Here is a 24,584-nt window from a genome sequence, read left to right on the forward strand (position 1 = left end):
GGCCGCTGCCGGAGCAGTTTGCCCCGACGACTCTTTTTTAATGATCGGTCACACCGACCGTTCACATTCGCAGCCTGCGGGGGACTCATTCTGGGCTCCGCGAGTCACGTTATTCGCAATCCCCGCAGTGCCAGTTGCTTCAGGGACGTCGGTCAGACGTCCATCAGACGATTATGGCCAGAAGTTGCCGTTGATCTGGATCTGGGTTCCGGCAGAGGCTCCCGCGGGCATCTGGAAGTCGTACCAGAACGGTTCAAACGGTGCCACGATCTGGTTGTTGCTGAAAATGGTGTTGCTGCCGGCCGCTCCGTTGAGCAGGACCGTCCCCTGGACCACCTGGAACCAGACACCATGTTCGGTGAACGCATCGTTGAAGTTGACGACACGGGAAATCGTGTTTCCGCCGATCCCGACTCGGGTGTTGCCGCCCGCTCCGACAATTCGCGGGAAGACAATGGCCCGGCTTCCGAAGTCGGTGAATTCCATCGAGTTGTTGTTGATGTTGACGATATTCCCCGAAGCGAGGAATGTCAGGTCCAGGCCGGTTGAGTTCAGACCGCTGAAGATGAATCCGCCGCCGGAGATCGGGAAATTATTGTTATTGAGGACCTGATTCCCGCTGATAGTCAGAGTTGCAGCCTGCGAGAAGTTGGTCCGAATTCCGGTGGCTCCCGCTCCGATGGCCTGGAGTCCATTGTTGACGTAGTTGATGTTCGCCGGACCGTTGATGGTGAAGTCCAGCCCGATCGCGTTGGCGCCGTTGCCGGTGGCAAACTGATTGTTCACGATGTTGACGTCGGTGGCTCCCACCCAGTTCACATCGACAGCAGCGCTCCCCCCGTTCCGGTTTGCGGAGATCGAGTTGGTATTCGTCGTCGACAGCGGGGAGCCGTTGTTGGTGAAGCTGAGTGTCAGCGGGACGGCATTCGAAATGGCCGGAGCGGTATGAATGTAGATCATATCCGTGCCGCTGATCAGCGTTGCACCGTCTGCGATATTGTTGTTGTCAAACGCAAAGTTGTAGGAAACAACTTCCGTCACGCCGTCGTTGTTGGAGTCGAACGCACCGACGGTCGCGAGCAGCTCGATCTGCTCCTGGGAGTTGGTGATTCCGTTGCCGGAGACATCCGAGTTGGACAGCGAGAAGTTCGAAACGTCCTGGGCATAGATTCCCTCCGAGGCGGAGGCTGTGATGCTCATCTGGTTGAGGAACAGTCCATTCTGCACGCCGACACGCGGAAGCAGACGGATTGCTTCCACCCCGATTTCGTTCCCGTTCAGGTTCATGGAGCTCAGGCTGGCCAGCTGCGTGTTCTGGAAGAACGCACCCGCCGAAGTCATGCCGGTGATCGTTCCACCACTTCCCGCGTTGACGAGGTCACCGGTGACGATGAAGGTTCCTCGGCTGTTGTTCACGAAGATACCGTAGTCGGATCCGCTGGCTGAGACTGAGGTCAGCTGAATGGCATGCTGTTGAACCGGTGTGACCCCACCATTGGTGAAGACTTCAATCGCCCTGGCTCCCGTGCTGCTGAGAGTTCCCGAGCCGATCGTGACCAGCCCGTTGTCCTCGAAGGAGACTCCGGTTGCGTCGGTGGTCGTGACGTTCAGCTGTCCGAAGCTGACACCCGCGACGGTATTGAGATTGTTCACCACACGTACACCGTAGGAGCCGGCACCCAGCTGGTTGTTCACATTCAAAGTTGTGAATCCGATGGAAGAGGTCGCTGCATTATCCAGGATTTCAACCGCGTTCGCGAACGTGCCGAGCTGGTTGTTGACTGTCGTGGTTCCGCCAAAAGCTGCGGTCCCAGCGTAATTGACGACCCGGACCCCGGCTCCGATCAGACCTGTACTGGCTGCATCACCCCGGTTGTTGATGTTCAACCCTCCGGTGACGACACCAAAGTTGGCCTTGGTGATGTCATGGACATGGAAGGAGACTCCAGTGGCTCCGCCGGCGCCGCTGACGCCGGTGATGTTTCCACCGATGACCTGGACCAGCCCACGGTCGGTTCCGACGGGGGCGGCAATTCCTGAGGTCACTTCCACGCCGTCTCCCAGGCTGTCGGTGATGTTCAGGCCGTTGCCGAAGATCAGGCTGCCGGAGTTCGACTGATAGAGAACTGCAGAGTCGTCGTCGACAAAACCGGCTCCCAGACCATTGATGGTGACCTGCTGACTGAAGTTGATGGATGCCGGATTGAGCGCGCCTCCGCCCGAGTCCCCGCTGTCGACCACATAGATACCGTGGCCACGACGACCAGTGATGTTCACAGCGGCGTTTGCGAAGACGGAGCCGCCCGCCTGCAGGCCTTCAATGGCGATCGAATCGCCACCAAGAATGGCATCAATTCCATTGATGGTCAGCACGTCGTTGAAGGTGACGGCACTGGCGTGATTCTTGATATAGACCGCGGCGTTGGCGACGTCTCCAGGCAACGGGGCGTCCACCACCGTATTCGTTAATGTCGTGGTTCCAAAAGCGACAGCCGCATTGGACGAACCCGGGGCGGTTCCGTAGACCCGAATCCCTTTTCCACCGGTGTCATTGATGACCAGGCTCCGCATGTCGACGGACGAACCGGGCGAGGTGTCCTGAATGTTCACAGCAAAGCCGTGGCTGGGATGCGAGTTGGCCGTGTTGTCGATTTCAGAAATCCCGGCGAACTGGACACGGGGATTCCCGCCCAGAACCTGGAATGCGGTCTCTTCAATATCTTCGATGACAACGTTATTGAAGGTGAAGTTTCCGGTCGTTCCGACCAGATTGATCCCGTTACCGCCGTTGACGGTGGTGATATTCACGTTCTGAATACTCGCGCCATTCACACCGGCACCCGCGAAAATTGCATCGCCACCGGTGACGTTCGCAATGTTGATCGCTGCAAACGTGGTATTGTTCGAACTGATCGTCACTGCATTGGTGCCGACGACGTTCTGAATGATCGGTGCATTGAACGGAATGGGGGTGACGGTCGGCAGGAAGATATTCGAGTTCAGGCCGGCCACGGGAATTCCGATGCTCGGGTTATCCTGTTCTCCGATGACCCGCACGCCATCCAGCCCCGGGCCGATGTTGATCCCGGATTCAATGATGCTGTTGCCCTGCACAAAGTGAATGAAGTCAGACGGGCGACCCGGCAGACTGGTTCCGGTCGCGTCAATCGCGTCCTGCAGGTTCTGGAAGGGGTTGCCGATCGTTCCATTACCACCGTGGCTGATTTCATCCGTCTGCAGAACCTGATAGACCACATAGGCCCGACCGGTATTCGGATTGATCGCGATTTCCGGGGCGTTCAGCACGCTGCTTTCCAGCGCGACCACGGTTCTGTTTCGTCGAACCCAGTCCGCCAGCCGGTTGTACTGGCTGTGTCCCAGGCGAGGGCGATGTTCCAGCTTGCCCCAGTAATTGATATCCGCCATGAAGGCGACGTTCGTCTTGAATGTCTTGTCGTTATTGATTTCGAGGAACATGTGCGAGAGACGTTCGAACAGATCAACGTCGAATCGCAATCTCCATCCGTAGGTCTGATCGACACTGCCGTCGTTGGCTTCGTAACCGTAGAAACCGGCCGACGTTTCCAGATTGATCGAGCGTGCGAACTGGCCCGGCATCGGGATACTGAACAGAGTGTCGAATCCCTGCAGAGCGGTGGCCGAGAAGATACGTCGCTGGAATGAGAGATAGGTTCCTTGAGCCTCACCGGGCAGGACATCTGCGGGGGGGCGGTCAATGAACGCCTGTGAGCCCGGTTCGAACCGCTGGCTCGTGACCTTCGTGATCTCGCCGTACGGAGCGTAGATGTTTCCGCGGACATCCAGGAACTCGCTCAGGAGTTCCATGTTCACGCCCCACTGGCGGAAGGTCGGTCCGCGAGTGGCGTCGATATCCCACCAGCCGCTGGCACCGAGAATGGAGTTCGTCTGGGGGAAGAAGTAACGACCCCCAGCACCGAGGGACCCACCTGTCTTGCCGTCGTTGCCGAGTGCGATCCGGCCTTCGCCGAACAGGTACAGATTCCCTTCGAACAGGTATGGAGAGATGTCGAAGGCGTTGATCGGCTGGCTTTGTCCCACCGTCGTTCCGGCAGCGACCGCAGCGCGCCCTTTCACCCCGTAACCGCCAACAACTGGCGGTTCATCCGGGTAAGTCGGATAATTGAAGCTTGGGAACGAGATGCCCGGATAGGCTGCCGACCCGGAGAGATCTTGCGAGGGGAGTGTGTACGCCTCGTTGGCAGCGACCGGAGCCGGAGGAGGTTCCTGAGCCAGCAGCGATTGCGGACCCTGCCAGAGATTGGCAGCAGCCAGCAGGCCAGCAAGGCTCCAGCCCCAGCGTCGTTTGCGGAAGGCAACAGGGGTATCGCGGTGTGAAAACACGGGCGATCGTCGGACTGACATTGGCAGACCCCATGGGTGATTTGCAGCAGGCGCGTCGACCGGATCACGCTCCGCTGAGAACGAATGTTCCGTGGTGTGGGCAATCGTGGGCCGCTGCTGCTCCTCGCTGAAAGAGGACGCGTCGGAAGCATGCGATTTCGAGAAAGGGAATTTCATGTTCGAAACTGCGAAGGCAGGACCGGCAGGCGGCGGATATGGGACATCCTGAGACAGACCGGGAACCGGCCTGCCATGGACAGGAAGGGGAAAGGCATCAATAGGAAGGGAGGATCGTCGGAACCTAATTCAAGCGCACTGACGCGGGAAGAGCGAGTCTTGCAAGAAAGTGAGAAGAACCCCCACGGAAACGAACGAAATGACGTCAGGAGAGAACTGTGTTTGTTGTTCTAAATGCAGTTGCGGATAGAGGATATGTGTTCGGGTGTAGTCCCGCAGCACCCCCCGATCAGGCTCAAACCTGCATTGATCCAAGACTCCGCATATCCGGCGTAAACTGCCGGTAATTTGCCCTCTGTCGATTCCCAACTGCCGTTCGGCAATAGTCTTCCGGTGTTTGCGTAGGCCCCCACACGAAATCGTCCCGGCTGAGCCAGAATTGGTGTCAGGTCGGGCAGGACTTCTTCAACGGGGATGCAGTTGATGAGGAACGCTGCCGGCTCGAATGGACGAACTGCCAGATACGCTTCCAACAGGGACTCGCCCGACAGCAGGTGTCCCGCCGGCCCGCAGACAAAGCTGATGCAGAATGGTAGCCCCGTCGATGCGGCAGCTTCCGCAGCGATGCGTCCTTCCCGAATGGTGAGTTGTGTTTCCACGAGAATGATGTCCACCCCCGCAGTCGCCAGGGAATTGGCCATGGCCGCGTGTTCCGCTCGCAGGGCGTGGTCGTGAGGGGTCAGTTGGGGGGAATAGCAGTCTTCCAGCGGGGCGATCGACCCGGCCACGTACACCTCTTCGCCCACCGCGTCCCGGGCAATCTCGACAGCCCGGCGTGTCAGGTCGTTTGCGGAACTGGATTGTCCAATCGATTCCAAGCTGCGGGCATGAGTGCGAAACGTATTCGCAGTGACGAGTTCTGAACCGGCTTCCGCGTAGTCGCGGTGGATCTGCCAGAGCACTTCCGGGTTGTCGAGAATCACCCCGGCGGTCCAGGAGGGGGTGTTCAGATCGATTCCGCGACGGGACAACTCTGTCCCCGTTGCCCCATCCATCAGGAGGGGAGATGAGCTTTCCAGTCTCTTCAGAATCGGCGACCGCATCAGGACCTCCGTTGTTTCTCGCCGGCATCACTGTTGTTTTCCCGCAACAGGATTCCGAGGTCCGCATCCGCTATCAAGTTACATCGCCTGATTCCTCGGAGGAACGAAGAAACCCCGGTTTCACTGTGGCGAACAGGCAACATGTCCAAGTCCAGTTCGTCAAGGGGGCTGACCCGCGTTTACGTTTCTTGGCACAATTTTTAAGTGCTTTCTGGAATTGGGTTTATAAGGCTTTTTTTCGTGCGTTTTGGCGGGCTTGTCGCCGAAGTGTTCAGACTTCTGGCACACCCCATGCTTTAGGTTTCATCATCTGAAACAGTCACCCCCAAATGAAAGAAACACAACATGAACACCTGCCTGACGAACCTGATCAATGACGAAGCTGGTTTTATTGTCTCCGCTGAACTGGTGCTGATCTCGACCATCGCTGTGCTGGGCATGCTGGTCGGTCTGAGCGAAGTGGCCCTGAACGTGAACAACGAACTCGAAGATGTCGGCTCCGCGTTTGCCAGCGTCCGCCAGAGCTACAAGCTGAACTGCACCAGCAGCCACGGCGGTCAGATGTTCGGTAGCAGCTTCTGGGATCAGTCTGAATACTGCGAAGGCCAGTTCGACGTTCGGTAATGCGTACCGGTTGAAGGTTGATGATTGAGAGGGAATTTTCTTGGCCATCGACCTCCTGTAGAGCTCCTGACAATTTTCATCTTTCATACAAATTCAAAAACGATCAACGCAAAAAGACTGCCATGAACACCTGCCTGACGAACCTGATCAACGACGAAGCTGGTTTTATTGTCTCTGCTGAACTGGTGCTGATCTCGACCATCGCTGTGCTGGGAATGCTGGTCGGTCTGAGCGAAGTGGCCCTGAACGTGAACAACGAACTGGAAGATGTCGGCTCTGCGTTTGCCAGTGTCCGCCAGAGTTACAAGCTGAACTGCACGAGCAGCCACGGCGGTCAGATGTTCGGCAGCAGCTTCTGGGATCAGTCTGAATACTGCGAAGGTCAGTTCGACGTGCGATAAATCGAGTTTCCCCCGTGGCACATGAGCAACAATCGGCAGGCGACACCGGGGGGTGACGGCCTGACGAGAAAAGGGTTCTGATCTCCCAAGATCAGAACCCTTTTTGCATTTCGACAACGCTGATGTTCGCCGTTTTGTCAGGGGAGAGGCGGAAGAATCGGGCCGCCCAGGTCATCCTGCTTCGTCGGAGGAGGCAGCGGATCATTTGATGGTGGATTGCTCGCAGGCAGTTCGTCCGGGAGCGGGGGAATTGCGGGGATCGGCTTGGTCGGAAGCGGCTGACCGGACTGTGGAGGGGGCAGCTGCGGGGCAGGGGAGGGGGCAGGAGCCGCCGGCAACGGCAGATTCGGTTGTGGCGGATTCGGAACCGGATTTCCGTTGGCCTGTGGGGCAACGGTTGTCGTCGCTGGGGCTGCCTGTTGACTTCGCGGAGCACTGAACGCCAGCAGGTAGTCCTGCTTGCCTGCCACCAGAATCGCTGTGTCGATCATGGTTTTGGCGTTTGGATCTCCATCCATGTACAGCATCGCTCCCAAGAGGAAGAGACGGTTCGGATCCCGGGCATCCTGCAGCGTCCACTCCGCGACACGCTGTTTCACCCGTGTTTTCTCGAAGTTGTTCTGTTCGCCGAACAACTGTCCCAGGCTGGTGGCATGCTGAGGCCAGGTCGGATCGAGTTGAACCGCCAGTTTGAGTTGATCGACCGCTTCGAGGAATCGGCTGCGGGCAGCCAGACTGACGGCCATGCGATACCGAGGGTCGGCTCGATCCCGGGCCGCCTCGATCGATTTCCGGTAGCGTTCTGATGCGACGAGATAATTCAGTTGTTGGAGCTGAATATCCCCTTCAGTCTGATACTCGAAGCTGTTTTCCTGAGCTTTGGGAGTCGACTGAGGAACGATCGGGCCGGGGTTGTTCAGGGCTGGGAAATGTGTAAACGTTGCAGAGCCGTTGCTGAAAACCGCTCCCCCCTGATTGGGATCGAGCGGCTGCATGATCTGGGGAGATGGCGTTCCCAGAAACGGCTGCGGCTGGGGGAATCCGTAATTCGTGTTACCGAACGTGCCGTAGTAGGCTGTGGACGGGTAATAGACGTATCCGCTCGAAGGAGGGGCGATGTACTGGCTGACATCCATATAAAGGAATGGATACGCTCCGCCGTAACCTCCGTGGCCCCCTCCGCCACCCGCTCCCGGGTATCCGTTCACAAACTGCAGACCACCCCCCTGGCTTCCCGGGGAAGGCTGTCCGTATCGGGACTGATACTGATATTCCGCCTGAGTTGGCCCGTACGGCTGACCGGAGGCACCGATGACCGTGGGGTAGCCTCGTCCCCCTTGAGCCATCGCGACTGTGGACCCGCAAGCCAGAATCAGGAACGCCGCAGCTTCGCGACATTGCATTTGACTTCTCCAAGTTCCGCCCGTGCAGCCATGATTATACAGCGAAATCCGGGAAGTCGAAAGAAGTTCCGGAATTTCCGAGCTGGTGGAAGCTGAAAATTCCCTCTGGACAGGAGCGGTAATCTGTGAGGAGAATCAGCGCGCGGTCCCGCGTGGAAAATTCTCTGCGATTTTCTTCAGAACTTCTGAAGCGAACAGGTGCTGGGATGCCGAAATTCCTCAAGCGGATTCCGGCTGGTTCCATTTGCAGGATCGTTTACACTGAGGCCGCGCTCGCGACCCCCTCCTTTGCCGGACTTTGAGAGACGTCCCCGCTATCAACACTGTGACAGCCCGCTTCACGTGTCCCGGACACGAGGCCGTGTCGCATTGGTCGTGGCGGGCATTGAGAAATTCTCCTTATGGCTGCTGCTTCGCACAATTTTGAGTCCTATCAGACCGAGGGTTTTTTCGACGAACTGTTTGACGCCAAGGGGGTTCCCAGATCCGGCGGCCGTCTCCTGGTCGAGAAGATCAATTCACTCCCCCCCGGCGAGCTGAAACATCGGCAGGAAGCGATCGAACGGGCCCTGCTGCGAATGGGAATCACATTCGCGGTGTATGGTGATCAGGCGGGGACGGAGAAGATCTTTCCCTTTGATATCGTTCCCCGCATTATCGAACCGTATGAGTGGAGTCATATCGAAGCGGGACTTAAGCAGCGCATCATGGCGCTGAATCTGTTCATCAACGATATCTACCACGACCAGGAAATCGTCAAGGAAGAGATTCTACCGCGGCCGCTGCTGGAAAAGGCCGCTTCCTATCGGGCCGTCTGTCAGGGTTTGAATCCTCCCCGGGGGATCTGGTGCCACATCACCGGCACCGACTTGATCCGTCACAACGACGGGGCAATCTATGTTCTGGAAGACAATCTGCGTTGTCCCAGCGGCGTCTCCTACGTGCTCCAGAACCGACTGGTCATGAAGCGAAGCTTCCCGCATGTCTTCGCCCAGTCTCAGATCCGCCCGGTGATCGATTATCCGAGTCGGCTGTACGACACGCTGGCCCATCTGGCCCCTGAACATGTCAGCGATCCGACCATCGTGGTGATGACTCCCGGCATCTATAACTCGGCGTACTACGAACACTCCTTCCTCGCGCAGCAGATGGGGGTCGAGCTGGTTGAAGGGCGCGACTTGGCCGTAAAGGACGGGTTTGTTTTCATGCGAACCACCGACGGCTTCCAGCGGGTGGATGTCATCTATCGCCGGATTGATGACGATTTCCTGGACCCGCAGGCGTTCCGCAAAGATTCCATGCTGGGAGTTCCCGGCCTGATGGATGTCTATCGCAAGGGGCGAGTGGCATTGGCGAACGCCCCCGGCACCGGAGTGGCGGACGATAAGGTGATCTATTCCTTCGTACCGGACATGATCCGGTTTTATCTGCACGAAGAGCCGATTCTGCCGAACGTGCCGACCTATGTCTGCGATCGGGAAGAAGACCGGAAGTATGTGCTGGATCACCTGGATGAACTGGTGGTGAAAGCAGCCAACGAAGCCGGCGGGTACGGCATGCTCATCGGTCCGCATTCAACGAAAGAACAACAGCGGGAGTTCGCCCACAAGATTCAGGAAAATCCCCGCAACTACATCGCGCAGCCGACGCTCTCCCTCTCACGCGTGCCGACCATGGTGGACGATCATTTCGAGGGCCGTCACGTCGACCTGCGTCCTTACATCCTGTATGGCAAAAACGTCTGGGTGCTGCCGGGGGGCCTGACCCGCGTGGCACTGCGAAAAGGGTCGCTGGTGGTCAACTCCTCACAGGGGGGCGGCAGCAAGGACACCTGGGTGGTCGCCCGTTCCGCCAGCGAACTGAACGATCTCGAGAAAGAAATCTAGTTGCATTCACAGAGTTTGTCATTCACCACGGAGACACGGAGTCACGGAGAAAGTCTTGGTGGACATGATCATGACTGTGTCAGCAGAATCGGGTGTCCGGATACCGTTCAATTGCTCCGTGCCTCCGTGTCTCCGTGGTAAAGCACCTTCATTTGTTCAGAACTCAAGGCTCGCGCTCAACCTTGAATTCTCTTTGTGATCTCTGATCCCGTTGGGCGCCTCATGATTCAATCGGAACACCGTTTTTCCATGCTCAGCCGTGTTGCAGAAACTATTTACTGGATGGGACGCTATGTGGAGCGGGCCGAAAATCTGGCACGCTTCATCGAGGTCTCGCTGAATCTGATTCTCGATCAGCCCGACGCGGCGGATCGGCAATGGGAGCCGCTGGTGTTCGCCACCGGGGACCATGCGATCTTCAAAGAGAAGTATGGCCAGCCGACCGCGGAAAACGTGGTTCACTTCCTGGTGTTTGACCGGGAATACCAGAGCTCTGTCATCTCCTCTCTGGTCATGGCCCGTGAGAACGCGCGGACCGTGCGGGAAGCAATCTCCTCGGAAGCCTGGGAACAGCTGAACGCATTCTATCATTATGTGCGTGATGCGGCGAAAACCCCTTCCGATCAGCTGGAGCTGGGCGATTTCTTTATTGAACTCAAACAACACAGCCATCTGTTCAACGGGACGCTGGATTCCACCATGTCCCACAACAAGGGCTGGCACTTCGCCAACCTGGGACGCTTGCTGGAGCGGGCGGACAAAACCAGCCGCATCCTTGATGTGAAGTATTTCACCCTGCTTCCCACGGTGCAGGATGTCGGCACGACGATTGACGACCTGCAGTGGTCGGCGGTGCTCCGGTCTGTCAGCGCCTTCGAGATGTACCGCAAGCGGTATCACGGCATTACGGTTCACCGGGTCGTTGAGTTCCTGACGCTGGATGATTCGTTCCCGCGAGCCATTCGCTTCTGCATTGATCGTGCGGACGACTCTCTACACCAGATCATCGGTTCGCCCTCGGGGTCTTATCGAAATATCGCCGAACAGCGACTCGGCCGGCTCAAGGCGGAACTGGCCTACACCGATGTCGACACCATCATCAATCAGGGGATGCATGAGTTCATCGACAGCCTGCAGACCAAGCTGAACCAGATCGGCGACGCCATCTACGAAACATTCTTTGCGATGCGTCCGCTGGATGGTGCGCAGCGGCAGTCTCAAAGCCAGTCCTCGTTTTGAGAGTCGCATGTGTCCTGTTTACGGCGGATCTGTGGTGAATTCTCATTCAGTAGTTCCAAGTCTGATCGAATAGAAACAAGAGGTCAGGGGACAGAGGTCGGAGGTCAGAAAAAACACTGGAAAACAAGCGATTTTCTGACCCCTGTTCCCCGACCTCTGACCTCTGGCGATGATTGCTCGGAGAACTTGCAAGTACTGTCATTCCAGATTCGCGCCTGCACCTCATCAGCCAGCAATTGATTCAGAAAGCTTCACATGCCGATTCGCGTCGCTCTTCACCATAAGACGACCTACCGCTACGACAAGTTGATCTCCGTCGGGCCGCAGATTGTCCGACTGCGGCCAGCACCACATTGTCGCACCCCGGTGCAAAGCTATTCGCTCAAAGTGCAGCCGGAAAAGCATTTCATCAACTGGCAGCAGGATCCGTTCGGGAACTTCCTGGCCCGTTTCGTCTTTCCGGAGAAGACTCGCGAACTGTCGATTGAAGTTGACCTCATCGCCGAGATGACGGTCATCAATCCGTTTGACTTCTTCGTCGAAGACTCGGCGGAAAAGTTTCCGTTCCAATACGAGGAATGGCTGACGCGGGAACTGCGTCCGTTCTTGGAGAAGTCAAAAGCAGGACCGAAGTTTCAGGAGTGGGTCGCCAGCCTGGACGTCACTCCCCGGAAAACAACCGACTTCCTCGTCGAGCTGAACCAGCTTCTCTCCCAAAAGATCAAGTATCTGATCCGTATGGAACCGGGGGTACAGACACCGGAAGAAACGTTGACTCTGGGATCGGGCTCCTGCCGGGACACCGCCTGGCTGCTGGTGCAGACCCTGCGGCATCTGGGGCTGGCAGCCAGATTCGTTTCTGGATACCTGATTCAGCTGGCTCCGGATGTGAAGTCTCTGGATGGCCCTTCCGGCACAGAGATCGACTTCACTGACCTGCATGCCTGGACCGAAGTCTATATTCCCGGTGCCGGCTGGGTCGGACTCGATGCCACGTCAGGATTGATGGCTGGGGAAGGGCATCTGCCGCTGGCCTGCACTCCCGACCCGCAGTCGGCCGCTCCGATCTCCGGAGCGATCGATGAATGTGAAGTCGAGTTCGATTTTGAAATGAGCGTGACCCGGGTCCATGAAGATCCTCGCGTCACCAAGCCATATACCCCGGAGCAGTGGGAGAAGATTGAAGCCCTGGGGCATGAAGTCGACCGGAGACTCAAGGAGGGGGATGTCCGCCTGACCATGGGGGGAGAGCCGACCTTCGTTTCCATCGACGACATGGAAGGGGCGGAATGGAATTCCGCTGCGGTCGGGCCACATAAGCGACGACTTTCCGAGATCCTCATCAAACGGCTGCGGGAACGGTTCGCTCCCGGTGGCCTGCTGCATTACGGACAGGGAAAGTGGTACCCGGGGGAGTCGCTTCCCCGGTGGTCGCTCGCCTGCTTCTGGCGGAAAGACGGCATTCCGATCTGGGAAAATCCGGACCTGATCGCAGATATTCATCGTCCTTCCCACTACCGCCCGGACGATGCCAAGCGATTCATTCATCACCTCGCCCGCACCATCGGAGTGAGCCGGAAGTTCATCAATCCAGCTTACGAGGACGTCGCTTACTATCTGGTGAAGGAACAGCGACTCCCCGTCAACGTGGACCCCACCGACCCCAAGTTGAAGAACGCTGAGGAACGGGCCCGCCTCACGCGATTGTTCGAGCGGGGTTTGAACGAACCGACCGGTTATGTTCTCCCCTTGAAACGGCAATGGTGGCAGGCCAAGGCACGCTGGGTGAGCGGACCCTGGCCAGTGAAGTCGAGCAAGCTGTTTCTGCTGCCGGGCGATTCCCCCATCGGACTGCGACTCCCGCTGGACTCACTCCCCTGGCTTCCTGAAGACCAGATGCCGCAGCTGTACCCGCGGGATCCGCTGGCTCCGACCGATCCGCTCCCGCAGCCGAAATATCGTCGACAGGATGTGGTGAAAGGGAATGCCGGTCAGACTGGCCGACCGGGGATTTCTGAACAGCATTTCGATCCGTGGGAAGAGACGGAGTTCGATGACAGCGAGGACGCTGAAGACGCACTCGCTCCCGGAATGGTCCGGACAGCTCTCTGCGTGGAGGCCCGGGATGGACGAATCCATCTTTTCATGCCCCCGGTCGAGTTTCTCGAAGACTACCTGGATCTGATCGCCGCGATAGAACGCACCTGCGACGACCTGCAGATGGCGATTGTCGTTGAAGGGTATTCCCCTCCGCACGATTCCCGCATTGATAACATCAAGGTCACCCCGGACCCCGGTGTGATTGAAGTCAACGTTCAGCCTGCCACTTCGTGGGATGAACTCGTCAATAACACAACGGTCCTCTACGAAGAAGCCCGTGCAACCCGCCTGGGGACCGAAAAGTTTGACGTCGACGGGAAACATACTGGCACCGGCGGCGGGAACCATGTTGTCATCGGAGGGCAGACCCCTGCGGACAGCCCATTCCTGCGTCGGCCCGACCTGCTCAAGAGCCTGATCGGCTTCTGGTTGAATCATCCTTCGTTGTCCTATCTGTTCAGCGGACGATTCATCGGACCGACGAGTCAGGCTCCGCGTGTCGATGAAGGCCGGCGGGACGCCCTGTATGAATTGAAGCTGGCGTTCTCGCTCGTTCCGCCGCGAGGGGAAGACTGTCCTCCCTGGCTCGTCGACCGCATTTTCCGCAACCTGTTGATCGACCTCACGGGGAACACGCACCGCGCCGAGTTCTGCATCGACAAGCTGTATTCACCCGACAGCAGTACCGGGCGACTCGGCCTGCTCGAGTTCCGCGGCTTTGAAATGCCTCCTCATCATCAGATGAGCCTCACCCAGCAACTGCTGGTGCGGGCCTGCGTCGCGGCATTCTGGGAACGGCCTTACGATCATCCGCTGGTCGACTGGGGAACGTCGCTTCATGACCGGTTTATGCTTCCTCACTTCGTCTGGGAAGATTTTGGCGAAGTCCTCGACGAACTGGCGCGACGCGGAATTCCGTTCGACCGGAGCTGGTTTGCTTCTCACTTCGAATTCCGGTTTCCGGTCATCGGACAAACGTTGCAGCAGGGAGTTCAGATTGAACTTCGGTCCGCCATCGAACCCTGGTATGTGCTGGGTGAAGAACCGGCCGGAGGGGGAACAGTCCGCTTCGTTGATTCTTCGGTCGAGCGAATGCAGGTGAAAGTGAGCGGGATGACCGCCGGTCGGTATGTGATGACGGCCAACGGACGACGGCTGCCGCTGACTCCCACCGGCATTCCGGGAGAATTCGTGGCAGGACTGCGGTACCGTGCGTGGTGGCCTCCCAGCTGTCTGCACCCTACTATTCCGCTGCATACCCCCTTGACCTTCGACCTGCTTGATACCTGGTCCAACCGGTCGTTGGGGGGATGCATGTACCACGTGTCCCATCCCGGTGGGATCAACTACGCCACATTCCCCATCAACGGCTATGAAGCGGAGGCCCGACGGGTCAACCGATTTGTCGAGATGGGACATACCCCCGGAAACATTTCGATCCCGTCTCAGGAACTCAATCCGAACTTCCCTTTGACTCTCGATCTGCGACGTCCTGTTAGCGCCACATGAATTCGCCCGCCGCCAGTTTGAACTCTTCCTCCTCCGTGATGGGGAAGTATACCTCTTTGCCTGGCGTCTATGACGAAGTTGTCGATGCCCAGGGCCGAATCCGGCCCAACTGGGGCCCGTTCATTCAGGGACTGGAAGAAATGGGGGCGGCTGACCTCCAGCGGCGTCTTGATCAGGCCCAGCGGCAGATCACGCGAGACGGCTTTACTTTCAACCCGTACGAATCGGACGCGGCAGGGTCGCGCCCGTGGGTGCTGGATGCCATCCCCCTGTTGATGCAGGAACAGGAATGGCAGGAGATTGAAGCCGGTCTCGCCCAGCGGGCCCAGCTGTTCGATCTGATTCTCAAAGACCTGTTTGGTCCCCGGCAGATGCTGAAGGACAAACATCTGCCCCCCGGCACCCTGTTCGGTCATCCCGCCTACTACCCTGCCTATAACGGTCTGCATCAGGGAGAGCATGGATTCCTCCATCTCTATGCGGCCGATCTGGCAAGATCCCCTGAAGGGCAATGGTGGGTGATCGCCGATCGCACCCGGGCGCCGTTTGGCCTGGGGTACGTGCTCGAGAATCGCATTGTCACTTCGCGAATGTTGCCCGCCCAGTTCCGGCAATGCAATGTTCAGCGACTGGCCTCCTTTTTTATCGCCCTGAAAGAATCCCTGAGAGAGCGAGCTGTCCGGTTCAAGGACAATCCTCGCGTGGTCATCTGGACGCAGGGACCGCAGAGCAAAGCCTATTTCGAAGACGCCTATCTGGCCCGTTATCTGGGGTATCAGCTGGTCGAAGGGGGCGATCTTGCTGTTCGTGAAAACCGGGTGATGCTGAAAACTCTCGGGGGACTGCTTCCGGTGGAAGTGATCTTCCGTCGCCTCGAGGACGATGACTGCGATCCAGTCGAGCTGCGGAATGACTCCGTCGAAGGAGTTGCAGGGCTGCTGGAAGTGCTGCGTTCCGGAAATCTGGCAATGGCCAATCCCCTCGGAAGCCGCCTGGTGGAGTCGCCGTTGTTCATGGCCTTTCTTCCCAGCCTGTGCGAGGAACTGCTGGGTGAAGAATTGAAAATGCCTTCGGTCGCCACCTGGTGGTGTGGCGAGAAGAAGGAATGCGATTATGTGATTGAGCACATCGATCAGCTGATCATTCGCAAAGCCTACCGCGTTGTCGATGAACCTCCGCTTCGACCGGAGACCATGTCGAAAGCAGAGAAGCAGCGACTGATCGAAATGATCAAGGCTGCTCCGTGCGACTACGTCGGTCAGGAAACGGTCGTCCGTTCCACCACTCCCGTCTGGTCGCAGCAAGGGGCCGTCCCCTGGTCACTCGCCCTGCGCAGCTTCCTCGTTCGCAAAGGCAACGATTACATCGCCCTGCCGGGGGGACTGGCCCGCGTCGCCAGTGAGCCGACGTTGCTCGAGCAGACAATGACCACCGGCGAACGGAGTCAGGACGTCTGGATTCTCGCTAACAAACCGATTGAAGAAGTCACACTTCTGAGTCCGCCGGGCCAGATGGTCAAACTCCGTCGCAGCGGGGCCGAACTTCCCAGTCGCGTGGCAGACAACCTGTTCTGGCTCGGTCGCAACGTCGAGCGGGCGGAAGGTTCCGCACGCCTCCTCAGAACGGTGCTGGTTTCGATCACCGGAGAAAATGAATACGGTCCCGAGCTGCGGGCGTTGCTGCGGGCTTTGGCGGAGCAGGGTCAGATCGATCCCGATTACGCGATTCCCGGACTGGATGAATCACTCCCCTCGATCGAGGAAATGCTGCCACGGGCGATCAACGACACGCTGCAGTCGAAGAGTTTGCGGTCGACCATCAAGGAAGCGTTCCGATTGATCTCGATTGTCCGTGACCGCATGTCGCTGGATGCGTGGCGGATCATTCATCGAATCGAGGAGGCGAGCGGGCGGGGCCTGACCGACATCACGGATGTCCTCGAGTTTCTGGACCGGCTGGTTCTCGATTTGGTGGCGTTCTCGGGACTGGCAGCGGAAAGCATGACCCGCACCCAGGGCTGGCGGTTCCTCGATCTGGGACGAAGAGTTGAACGTGCCTGGCAGAGCAGCATGTTGCTTCGGTCCACTCTCACCAGCGTCAGTGAAGAGGAACAGCCGATACTGGAAGCGGTCCTGCAGACGGCCGACAGCATTATGACCTACCGATCCCGATATCTGGCGAACGTCCAGATCGGTCCCGTTCTGGACCTGCTGCTGACGGATGAAACGAATCCCCGGTCCGTTGCGTATCAGCTGGTGGCGATCGTCAATCAGGTGAATGAACTGCCTCGCGACGAACAACAGGCGTTGCTCAATCCCGAACAGAAACTTTCACTGGCCCTGTTGAATGTGGTGCGGCTGGCGGATATTTACGAGCTGACACAGGCTTCCGTCCATCAGGAGCGGGAGTCGCTGGACCGACTGCTCAAACGCCTGTGCGACCAGCTTCCACGTCTGTCGGATGCGATGTCGAGTCGGTTCCTGATCCACGCAGGACTTTCCCGACATTTCGCGGGAGCGGTCGACCGGACACAATGACCCGCGAATCATTGATTCGGAAAGAAATAGATCAGGGATTCGAAGAGAAGGTCAGCAGTTCGCCGTGATGAATTACAAGATCACCCACACAACGTCCTACCAGTACTCCTCGCCGGTGCGAGTCTGTCACAACTATGTGATGCTCACTCCGCGGGAAGAGTTTCCGGTCGACGTGCAGACTTACCGGCTGGTGATTCGTCCGACGCCTCATGTGGCTGCCCGAAGAAAAGATTCGTTTGGCAACATCGTTCACAGCTTTTCGATTGAAGAGAATCATCGACAGCTCAGCGTGACCGCCACGAGTCGAGTGTCGGTTTCCGCCCGGACGGTCCCGGACCTGGCTGACACTCCCCCCTGGGAAGAAGTCGTGGCAGGGATCGCGGAGCAGACCGATCCTCAGTGGCTGGAAGGCTGCCAGTTTGTTTACGACTCTCCCCGGATTCGTCGCAACACCGAGTTTGCTGCCTTCGCAGCTCAGTCCTTCGAGCCGGGGCGTCCGATTCTCGAAGCGGGCCTGGATCTGACCACCCGGATCCACAAGCACTTCAAGTACGATCCGAAGTCAACGACCGTCAACACCACTCCGGAAGCCTCCTTCAAACTGGGGCTGGGAGTCTGTCAGGACTTTGCACAGGTTCAGGTGGCCTGTCTGCGTTCGCTGGGTCTGCCGGCCCGATATGTCAGCGGGTACTTGCGGACAATCCCTCCGCCGGGGAAGGCCAGATTGATCGGGGCAGATCAGTCGCACGCCTGGCTCTCTTTATATTGTGGACCGGAACTGGGCTGGGTGGACCTCGATCCCACGAACAGCTGCATTGTCAAAGATGACCATATCCCCATCGCCTGGGGCCGGGATTACTCCGACGTCACACCGATTAAAGGGGTCTTCCTGGGAGGCGGGGAGCATGTCCTCAGTGTCTCCGTCGACGTATGTCCTCTGGACGAAACTCCAGCCCGCTCCTGAACTATCGCTGCAGTGGTCTCGGCTCTGAACGTTCTGGCCGCTCGTCGATCAATTGCTCAAGCGGACAACTTTGACGGCGTTTGATTCAAGTTTCGATGTCGACGGGGTTTGTGATTTCGCGACGCCATTGCGTTTTGTTGCTGGCACGCCGGTTGCCAAATCCATCTCTGTGAGTGCGGGACGATGAAGCTTCGTAATGGCTTCTGTCTTGATGCGAAGGAGAGAGTCATGAACTGGGATCAGGTCGAAGGAAACTGGGAACAATTCAAAGGGAAGGTTCGACAGCAGTGGGGCAAGCTGACCGATAACGACCTTGAACAAATCAAAGGCAAGCGGACCGAACTGGCAGGCCGGATTCAAGCCCGCTACGGCGCGGAAAAAGAAAAGGTCGAGCAGGAAATCGACGAATTCTGCAACCGTTGCTGACCAACGATGCAAGTTCAGGACTGGGTATTTCCAGGCAGGTCAACATCATCAACATGTGGCCTGTCTGGGGATACCCATTTCTTGTGCGCGAGGGAAAAGGCCGAATGGAATCGGTCACAGCCGGATCTGGTCGGCTGCAATTCCTCGAATACAATGACAGTAGAACGACTAGAATTCACTGAATGGACGGGGAAGAGTGATGGCGACCAGCGAACTGAACAACCTGCTTGAGAAGTTGTGGACTGACTTTACCGCGATCAATCCCCAGGCAGAGGCAATTCACCGTCTGCTGGAAGAGCGTGGTGAGACGGTGGTGAACGACCACATTGCCTTTCGCACGTTTGCCGACCCTCGCGTCGGCGTGGAGATCATCGAACGGCCGTTCGTGGCAGGCGGGTATGAGAAGAAAGAGGAATACCGTTTCGAACAGAAGAAACTCGTCGCCCGACATTACGAGCACGCTGATCCAGCTCTCCCGAAAATTTTCATCAGCGAGTTACGCGTCTGTGACTTCAGTTGCGATATGCAGCGTGTGGTGAAAGAACTGCTGGATGAGATTCCCGCACAACTGCTCGATGACCCTTGGCTATGCGCTTCGGGCCGCCCCTGGAATCTGCCGATCAAGACTTACGAAGCCCTGGCAGCCGAGAGTGAATATGCCGGGTGGCTGGCCGCGTTTGGTTTCCGGGCCAATCATTTCACGGTCCTCGTCAATTCACTCAAAACGGTTCAGAGTCTTGCTGAGCTGAATGACATCATCCGCCAGGCGGGATTTCCGCTGAACGAAGAAGGGGGAGAGATTAAAGGATCCCCTGAAGATCGACTGGAACAATCCTCGACGCTCGCTTCGCAGGTGGAAGCGACATTCGCCGACGGCACGCTGGTGATTCCGGGATGCTATTACGAATTCGCGCGGCGTTACGAGATGCCCGATGGCAACCTCTTTGGCGGGTTTGTCCCAAAGAGCGCGGACAAGATTTTTCACAGCACCGACCGACGTACTGTCGACATGAAGTGACGCTGTTGGCGAACTTTATTTTCCGGGATGCATCAGGCGGTTGAATTCGCCGGGATCAAACTGGTCGGGACGCTGTGCCTGCCGGATCTGATTCAGGAATTCTGGATCCGTGGCGGGAGCGGCTCCCGGATTCGTAGAGGAGTTCAACGGCTTCCCCTGACCAATCGCAGGAAACTGGGCTGGGGTTTTCTCAGGGACGATCTGAAAGGCAGCCGCCTGCTGAATCGGTGGATGTTGGGCGAGTCCTGTCTCCGGCGGCGTGACTTTCGACTTTGTTCCAGCAACCGGTGCGGACTGTGACCTCTCACTCGCGACCTGTTTCACCCAGCGGTCGAGAATCTCAAACTGAGCTTCCTGCCGTGCCCCGAAAAACAGATTCTTGTGGTGATCGGAACTCCGCAGCGGCTCGAGCAACAGCGGACTGCGTTCGGGGTGCTCGGTGTCAATCAGTGACATCAGCATCGCCAGGTTTTTCTCCGAGGCAGCACGCAGCCCCGGTGAATCGTGACGGGCATTCTTCAGTCTCAGCTGATTCTCAACGTTCTGGCCATGGCACCCTGCATTTCCGCATTTGTTGATCAGCAGCGGCTGGACCTTTCTCATGAACTCGAGTTGAGTGTCACGGGAGAGGCCAACAGCGGTCCGTTCGGCTGGAGAGGTAAATGCTGCCACGGAAATGGCTGCTCGGGAAGCTGGAGCGGCAGGGGCCGTGGGTTTGGCTGCAACCGCCTCTGGTCGAAGAATGAGATCGACCTGTCTGAGAAGCACTTTGGCGTCCGTTCGCAGCGGTTCCAGCTTCAACGCAGACTGAATTTCCATATCGGCCTGGGCATAGAGTCCATTTGCCAGACACCATTCGGCAAGTCGCAAATGTGCATCGGCGGACGGAGTCTTGATGTTTTCGCGAAACGCCTCGTAGGCTCCCACGAGGTTCACGGAGGTGACGCTGATCTGATCGAAGGGAAGGATTGAAGAGCCTCCCGGGTACTGGATGCGGTATCCGCCGGGAACTTCCTGAACGGTCCCCTGAAACACCCGGCCGTCGTTGAGGACCGCGACCCCGGTTGAACCCGGCCCCTGCGCAGCGGCATTGCCGCACAGCCATCCCAGCAGGGTATGGGCGCAAACAAAACTGCATGTCATCAGAAAATGGAGATTCTCTTGGCGGGACATCTGCCGCTCCTCGAACCGGACTGGCGATGGGGGGCCGCAGTCTCAGCCAGTCCGCCTGCAGGGTCAAGAGGAGAATCGTGCGTTGGGGGTCGAGTGGTGAAAACTGACTCGAAGTTGCTAAATTGAAGTGCTGGGACCGGCGAAATCCGCAAGTTCAAGTCTCAAAATCTCCGTGAATCCGGACCGGTTCCGGCTTCACATCCATCCGCATTTTCAACAGACCAGGCCGTCAGACCTGTCATGACGGTCGGAGCAAGTGCATGCCGAAGATCCGTTGCAGTGGCTGCGAGACCGTTCTCAACGCTCCCGACAAGGCTCGAGGAAAGGTCATTGCCTGTCCGAAATGCAGCACAAAAATCAAAGTTCCTGCCGGGGATGATGTCCCTGCAGCCCCCAAAGCCAAAGCAGCTGCCCGCCCCGCCCCGAAAGACAGTGAAGTCGATTTCGGAAGTCTTGATCTCGGCAGTCTGCAGCAGGCCGCCGAAGAAGGGGGGGTCTGTCCATTCTGTGCCGCGGAGCTCGATCCGGAAGATCCGGTCTGCCGCAGCTGCGGAATGAACGTCCAGAAGGGGCAGATGGATGCGAAGGAACAGCGTCGTCGCAGCCTCAAGGGGGCCGACCCTAACCTTTACTACACGAAGGCTGCCAAGGAGTCCTGGGAGTTTCTGAAGGAAAACCTTTCGCTGGCCATGCGGACCGGGTGGATCTGGGCCTTCTTCGCGACGATCAACGCGACCTGCACCTATATGTCGCTGGTGTACTGTAAAAACTGGCCGACCAAAACATTCTGGGGAGGGCTCGCGCTGATCTCTGCCCTGGGGATCGCCGGATGGTTTATCTCTCTGGTGATGGGGATCATCACCGTCAGCCTGGTGAAGGAGAAGTTCCGGGCTGACCGGTTCTACTTTGACTTCTTCAAATCCGCAGCCGCCGGGGGCCGGGTGATCTTCTGGCCGATGGTGGTGATCGGGCCTCTGTTGCCGATTGTGCTCATCTTCTATCTGTGGATGCTGACGACGAATCCGACCCTCGCGACGAATCCCAAATTCGTGATCGGGCTGATCGGCGCGGTCCTGGCACTTCCCGTGCTGGTCCTGCCGATCGCACTGGTGCACATGACCACCAAGCATCCCTACAAAGCCTGGATCATGTGGGAGTTGTTGAAGCTCTTCGCAAAGAATGCAGGAGCAACGATCTATTTTCTGGTGGTGGCGTTCGTCGCTTTCATTCCCGCCATGCTGATGGCTGCACTGATGGTGTACCTGATCGGGGCAGGCAATCCGTTTGTCAGTGAAGTGATTGTCGGAGCGCCTCTCTCGGATGCTGCTCCGCCTCCGGGGTCTGCCGAGGGAACGGAAGTGTGGTCCCCCGGACTCACAGGAAACATTGCACTGTGGATCATGGGAATCGCTGACCTGGGGCGCGAACAGACCTCCGTGACCTACATTCTCATCAAAGGGATGTTGAATATCATCGCAGCCTGTATTGTGGTGATGCCGATTGCCTATGTGGCTGCCTTCCCCGCGATCTTCGTGATGCGGATGGCGGGTCTCTTCGGATACTACCGCACGCACACCATGGATCTGGTGCAGCGAATCATGCCCGGAACCCCCGCCACGTTCTGGATTCGTTATCTGGCCCATACCGTCGATCTGGCGTTCATCCCACTGTCGGGATTTCTCGTCACCGCGAATCCCAAAACCCTGATGATTCAATGGGTGGTGACAGGTTTTGCGTTCCTGACTTTCTTCACACTGCCGGCCATGTTCCCAGTGGGCTTAGCGATTCTCGCGATCTATACCAACTGGAATTACTGGGCCGTGCAGGAAGCTTCGCAGCTGAAGTCGACGTTAGGCAAAGACACATTCGGCCTGATGGTCGTCACGCAGGATGACAAGGTCATTTCCTTGAAGGCCGCCACGCTGAAGTGGTTCCTGCGAAACCTGTGGTACTTCTCCGGCGGCATCCCCTTCATGATGCTCGCGTTCAACTCCGAGAAGCTCGCACTGCACGATCAGGTGACGCGGACGAAGGTTGTGTTCAAGGGGGATAAGTAGAGGGGGCAGGGGGCAGGGAAGAGGGGACAGGGGACAGGGAAGAGGGTTTGGTTGCTCGGTGCAGGAGGTGCCAGGCATCGACTATGCGCGTCAGGTATCGTCTTCAGTCCGCCAGTGCAGTGTGTTCTTTCATTCCAGCGGTTGATCTGCCGAGTCCTGCTTTCCCAGCATGGAGTCTATCAGCTGGGCCGTTCCGTCTTCCTCAGGAATTCAGGCTCGCAGTTCTGAATTTCGAAGTCCATTCGTTTCTCGAGCGGCGCGAGTGCTTTTTCGCCTGCGCAAACGGACAGATCGCGAGGATGCTTATAACCAGCAAAGAAGTCATTGTCTTTGCGTTGAATTCGGAACGGGCAGAGCCGATCCAGCTTCTCAGCGAGTCATAATCGAACGCAGTGGAACGAACTTCGACATGAAAATTCTCTGTTCTGATTGGATGTTTATCAAACGGACTCCGAGTTTCGTATGATGGGAAGCCGTCGCTCACTTGCATGTGGCTGAGGTGGCCCGTTAAATCAAGAGAAGCTGCGAAAAGACGTTTTGAGTCGATCGGTATCGCGGCACAACCAGTGGAGAAATCTGTGAGCTCGGGTCCCAATCTGGCAATTCAACGGTTGGAAGAGAATATTGCTCAGGTCCTCCTCGGGAAACCCGAAGTCATTCGACTCTCAGTCGTGACGCTCCTTGCGGAAGGGCATCTGCTGATCGAAGATGCCCCCGGACTGGGCAAAACATCTCTGGCCAAGGCGATCGCACATAGCCTCAACTGTCAGTTCACCCGCCTGCAGTGCACCCCGGACCTGCTCCCCAGCGATATCCTCGGGTCGAGTATCTTCTACCCGAACCGGGGCGAATTCGAGTTCCGCAAAGGTCCGCTGTTCACCAACGTCTTCCTCGCGGACGAAATCAATCGGACTACTCCCCGGACGCAAAGCGCCCTGCTCGAAGCGATGATGGAACATCAGGTCTCGGCAGACGGCCAGACCTATCCGCTGGAGCGTCCCTTTCTGGTCCTTGCCACGCAGAACCCCTTTGAGTTCGAAGGGACGTATCCCCTGCCGGAAAACCAGATGGACCGCTTCATGATCTGCACAGCTGTAGGATATCCCAGCCGTGCAGCTGAGAAGCAGGTCTTCGACAGCCATCGACAGGGCGAACCTGTCAACACCCTCTCCCCGGTCCTTTCATCCACCGAGTTGATCCTCCTGCAGCAGCAGGTCCGCTCCGTGACTGTCGATGATTCGATTTCGAACTACATGCTTGATCTGGTGAGCGAGACTCGGACTCACAAAGAACTGTCACTGGGCGTCAGTACCCGCGGGGCGCTGGCGTTTTACCGGGCTGTCCAGAGTCTGGCACTGGTTGAAGGCCGGACCTACGCGATTCCCGATGATGTGAAGCGACTGGCGAGCCCGGTCCTGGCTCATCGCGTGGTCTGCGGCGGCATCATCCGCGAGTCCCAGCGTCAGCGTGCCCGGCAGATCATCCACCAGATTCTCGAAACCGTTCCCGTGCCGAATTAAGAGCAGTTCAAGCCCGGTTCGAAGACAGTCTGGGGGGAACCGCGAATCTCGCCAATCAGGCGAA

General features: G+C 57.7%; 15 protein-coding genes. 11 read left to right on the forward strand and 4 right to left on the reverse strand.

What is annotated here, in order from left to right; all coding sequences use genetic code 11:
- Positions 1-171: 171 nt before the first annotated feature.
- Together SH661x_RS03380 and SH661x_RS03385 are read right to left on the reverse strand one after the other, a co-directional pair.
- On the reverse strand, positions 172-4,404 hold the full coding sequence (locus SH661x_RS03380; protein ID WP_437228018.1) for a hypothetical protein: 4,233 nt from the start codon (positions 4,402-4,404) through the stop codon (positions 172-174).
- Between the two features lie 386 nt (positions 4,405-4,790).
- Entirely contained in the window at positions 4,791-5,663 is an 873-nt protein-coding gene (locus SH661x_RS03385) for a homocysteine S-methyltransferase family protein (protein ID WP_437228020.1), read from the reverse strand.
- Positions 5,664-6,008: 345 nt separating this feature from the next.
- Between SH661x_RS03385 and SH661x_RS03390 the strand changes: the two genes are divergently transcribed.
- Both SH661x_RS03390 and SH661x_RS03395 read left to right on the forward strand, forming a co-directional pair.
- Entirely contained in the window at positions 6,009-6,287 is a 279-nt protein-coding gene (locus tag SH661x_RS03390; protein WP_437228022.1) for a branched-chain amino acid aminotransferase, read from the forward strand.
- A 122-nt stretch (positions 6,288-6,409) separates the two neighbouring features.
- Positions 6,410-6,688: a branched-chain amino acid aminotransferase gene (locus SH661x_RS03395; RefSeq protein ID WP_437228022.1), complete on the forward strand. Its 279-nt coding sequence runs from the start codon at positions 6,410-6,412 to the stop codon at positions 6,686-6,688.
- A gap of 137 nt (positions 6,689-6,825) precedes the next feature.
- Here SH661x_RS03395 and SH661x_RS03400 read toward each other — a convergent pair whose 3' ends face one another.
- Positions 6,826-8,091, reverse strand: coding sequence for a hypothetical protein (locus SH661x_RS03400; protein ID WP_437228024.1), 1,266 nt, complete (start codon positions 8,089-8,091; stop codon positions 6,826-6,828).
- Between the two features lie 401 nt (positions 8,092-8,492).
- Here SH661x_RS03400 and SH661x_RS03405 point away from each other — a divergent pair, with 401 nt between their 5' ends.
- The 7 genes from SH661x_RS03405 to SH661x_RS03435 all read left to right on the forward strand — a co-directional run bounded on the left by SH661x_RS03405 (position 8,493) and on the right by SH661x_RS03435 (position 19,770).
- The gene (locus tag SH661x_RS03405; RefSeq protein ID WP_437228026.1) at positions 8,493-9,977 is read left to right on the forward strand and encodes a circularly permuted type 2 ATP-grasp protein; all 1,485 of its coding nucleotides are present in this window, start codon (positions 8,493-8,495) and stop codon (positions 9,975-9,977) included.
- A 249-nt stretch (positions 9,978-10,226) separates the two neighbouring features.
- Positions 10,227-11,216: an alpha-E domain-containing protein gene (locus tag SH661x_RS03410; RefSeq protein WP_437228028.1), complete on the forward strand. Its 990-nt coding sequence runs from the start codon at positions 10,227-10,229 to the stop codon at positions 11,214-11,216.
- Positions 11,217-11,471: 255 nt separating this feature from the next.
- Positions 11,472-14,825 (forward strand): DUF2126 domain-containing protein, encoded by a 3,354-nt coding sequence (locus SH661x_RS03415; protein WP_437228030.1) that lies wholly within the window; start codon positions 11,472-11,474, stop codon positions 14,823-14,825.
- Positions 14,822-17,362: a circularly permuted type 2 ATP-grasp protein gene (locus tag SH661x_RS03420; protein ID WP_437228032.1), complete on the forward strand. Its 2,541-nt coding sequence runs from the start codon at positions 14,822-14,824 to the stop codon at positions 17,360-17,362. The genes SH661x_RS03415 and SH661x_RS03420 overlap by 4 nt, the downstream gene beginning before the upstream one ends.
- A 67-nt stretch (positions 17,363-17,429) precedes the next feature.
- Positions 17,430-18,326: a transglutaminase family protein gene (locus SH661x_RS03425; RefSeq protein ID WP_437231164.1), complete on the forward strand. Its 897-nt coding sequence runs from the start codon at positions 17,430-17,432 to the stop codon at positions 18,324-18,326.
- Positions 18,327-18,554: 228 nt separating this feature from the next.
- On the forward strand, positions 18,555-18,752 hold the full coding sequence (locus SH661x_RS03430; protein ID WP_437228034.1) for a CsbD family protein: 198 nt from the start codon (positions 18,555-18,557) through the stop codon (positions 18,750-18,752).
- A 199-nt stretch (positions 18,753-18,951) separates the two neighbouring features.
- On the forward strand, positions 18,952-19,770 hold the full coding sequence (locus SH661x_RS03435; RefSeq protein ID WP_437228036.1) for a DUF1338 domain-containing protein: 819 nt from the start codon (positions 18,952-18,954) through the stop codon (positions 19,768-19,770).
- A 15-nt stretch (positions 19,771-19,785) separates the two neighbouring features.
- On the opposite strand, the gene SH661x_RS03440 is transcribed toward SH661x_RS03435, so the two are convergent.
- Complete coding sequence (locus tag SH661x_RS03440; protein WP_437228038.1) at positions 19,786-20,943, reverse strand: hypothetical protein; 1,158 nt, start codon at positions 20,941-20,943, stop codon at positions 19,786-19,788.
- 260 nt (positions 20,944-21,203) lie between these two features.
- On the opposite strand from SH661x_RS03440, the gene SH661x_RS03445 reads away from it, so the two are divergent.
- Together SH661x_RS03445 and SH661x_RS03450 are read left to right on the forward strand one after the other, a co-directional pair.
- A complete protein-coding gene (locus tag SH661x_RS03445) occupies positions 21,204-23,000 on the forward strand; it encodes an RDD family protein (protein ID WP_437228040.1) in 1,797 nt (598 codons plus the stop codon).
- Between the two features lie 578 nt (positions 23,001-23,578).
- Positions 23,579-24,520: an AAA family ATPase gene (locus SH661x_RS03450; RefSeq protein WP_437228042.1), complete on the forward strand. Its 942-nt coding sequence runs from the start codon at positions 23,579-23,581 to the stop codon at positions 24,518-24,520.
- Positions 24,521-24,584 lie beyond the last annotated feature (64 nt).

Source organism: Planctomicrobium stercoris (assembly GCF_051465655.1).
GTDB lineage: Bacteria > Planctomycetota > Planctomycetia > Planctomycetales > Planctomycetaceae > Planctomicrobium.

What these genes read in the sequence shown, in the direction of transcription:
- SH661x_RS03420 (WP_437228032.1), top strand. Translation starts at nt 14,822, where the DNA reads ATGAATTCGCCCGCCGCCAGTTTGAACTCTTCCTCCTCCGTGATGGGG.
- SH661x_RS03440 (WP_437228038.1), bottom strand. Translation starts at nt 20,943, where the DNA reads ATGTCCCGCCAAGAGAATCTCCATTTTCTGATGACATGCAGTTTTGTT.
- SH661x_RS03400 (WP_437228024.1), bottom strand. Translation starts at nt 8,091, where the DNA reads ATGCAATGTCGCGAAGCTGCGGCGTTCCTGATTCTGGCTTGCGGGTCC.
- SH661x_RS03425 (WP_437231164.1), top strand. Translation starts at nt 17,430, where the DNA reads ATGAATTACAAGATCACCCACACAACGTCCTACCAGTACTCCTCGCCG.
- SH661x_RS03390 (WP_437228022.1), top strand. Translation starts at nt 6,009, where the DNA reads ATGAACACCTGCCTGACGAACCTGATCAATGACGAAGCTGGTTTTATT.
- SH661x_RS03410 (WP_437228028.1), top strand. Translation starts at nt 10,227, where the DNA reads ATGCTCAGCCGTGTTGCAGAAACTATTTACTGGATGGGACGCTATGTG.
- SH661x_RS03445 (WP_437228040.1), top strand. Translation starts at nt 21,204, where the DNA reads ATGCCGAAGATCCGTTGCAGTGGCTGCGAGACCGTTCTCAACGCTCCC.
- SH661x_RS03415 (WP_437228030.1), top strand. Translation starts at nt 11,472, where the DNA reads ATGCCGATTCGCGTCGCTCTTCACCATAAGACGACCTACCGCTACGAC.
- SH661x_RS03395 (WP_437228022.1), top strand. Translation starts at nt 6,410, where the DNA reads ATGAACACCTGCCTGACGAACCTGATCAACGACGAAGCTGGTTTTATT.
- SH661x_RS03405 (WP_437228026.1), top strand. Translation starts at nt 8,493, where the DNA reads ATGGCTGCTGCTTCGCACAATTTTGAGTCCTATCAGACCGAGGGTTTT.
- SH661x_RS03380 (WP_437228018.1), bottom strand. Translation starts at nt 4,404, where the DNA reads ATGTCAGTCCGACGATCGCCCGTGTTTTCACACCGCGATACCCCTGTT.
- SH661x_RS03385 (WP_437228020.1), bottom strand. Translation starts at nt 5,663, where the DNA reads ATGCGGTCGCCGATTCTGAAGAGACTGGAAAGCTCATCTCCCCTCCTG.
- SH661x_RS03435 (WP_437228036.1), top strand. Translation starts at nt 18,952, where the DNA reads ATGGCGACCAGCGAACTGAACAACCTGCTTGAGAAGTTGTGGACTGAC.
- SH661x_RS03430 (WP_437228034.1), top strand. Translation starts at nt 18,555, where the DNA reads ATGAACTGGGATCAGGTCGAAGGAAACTGGGAACAATTCAAAGGGAAG.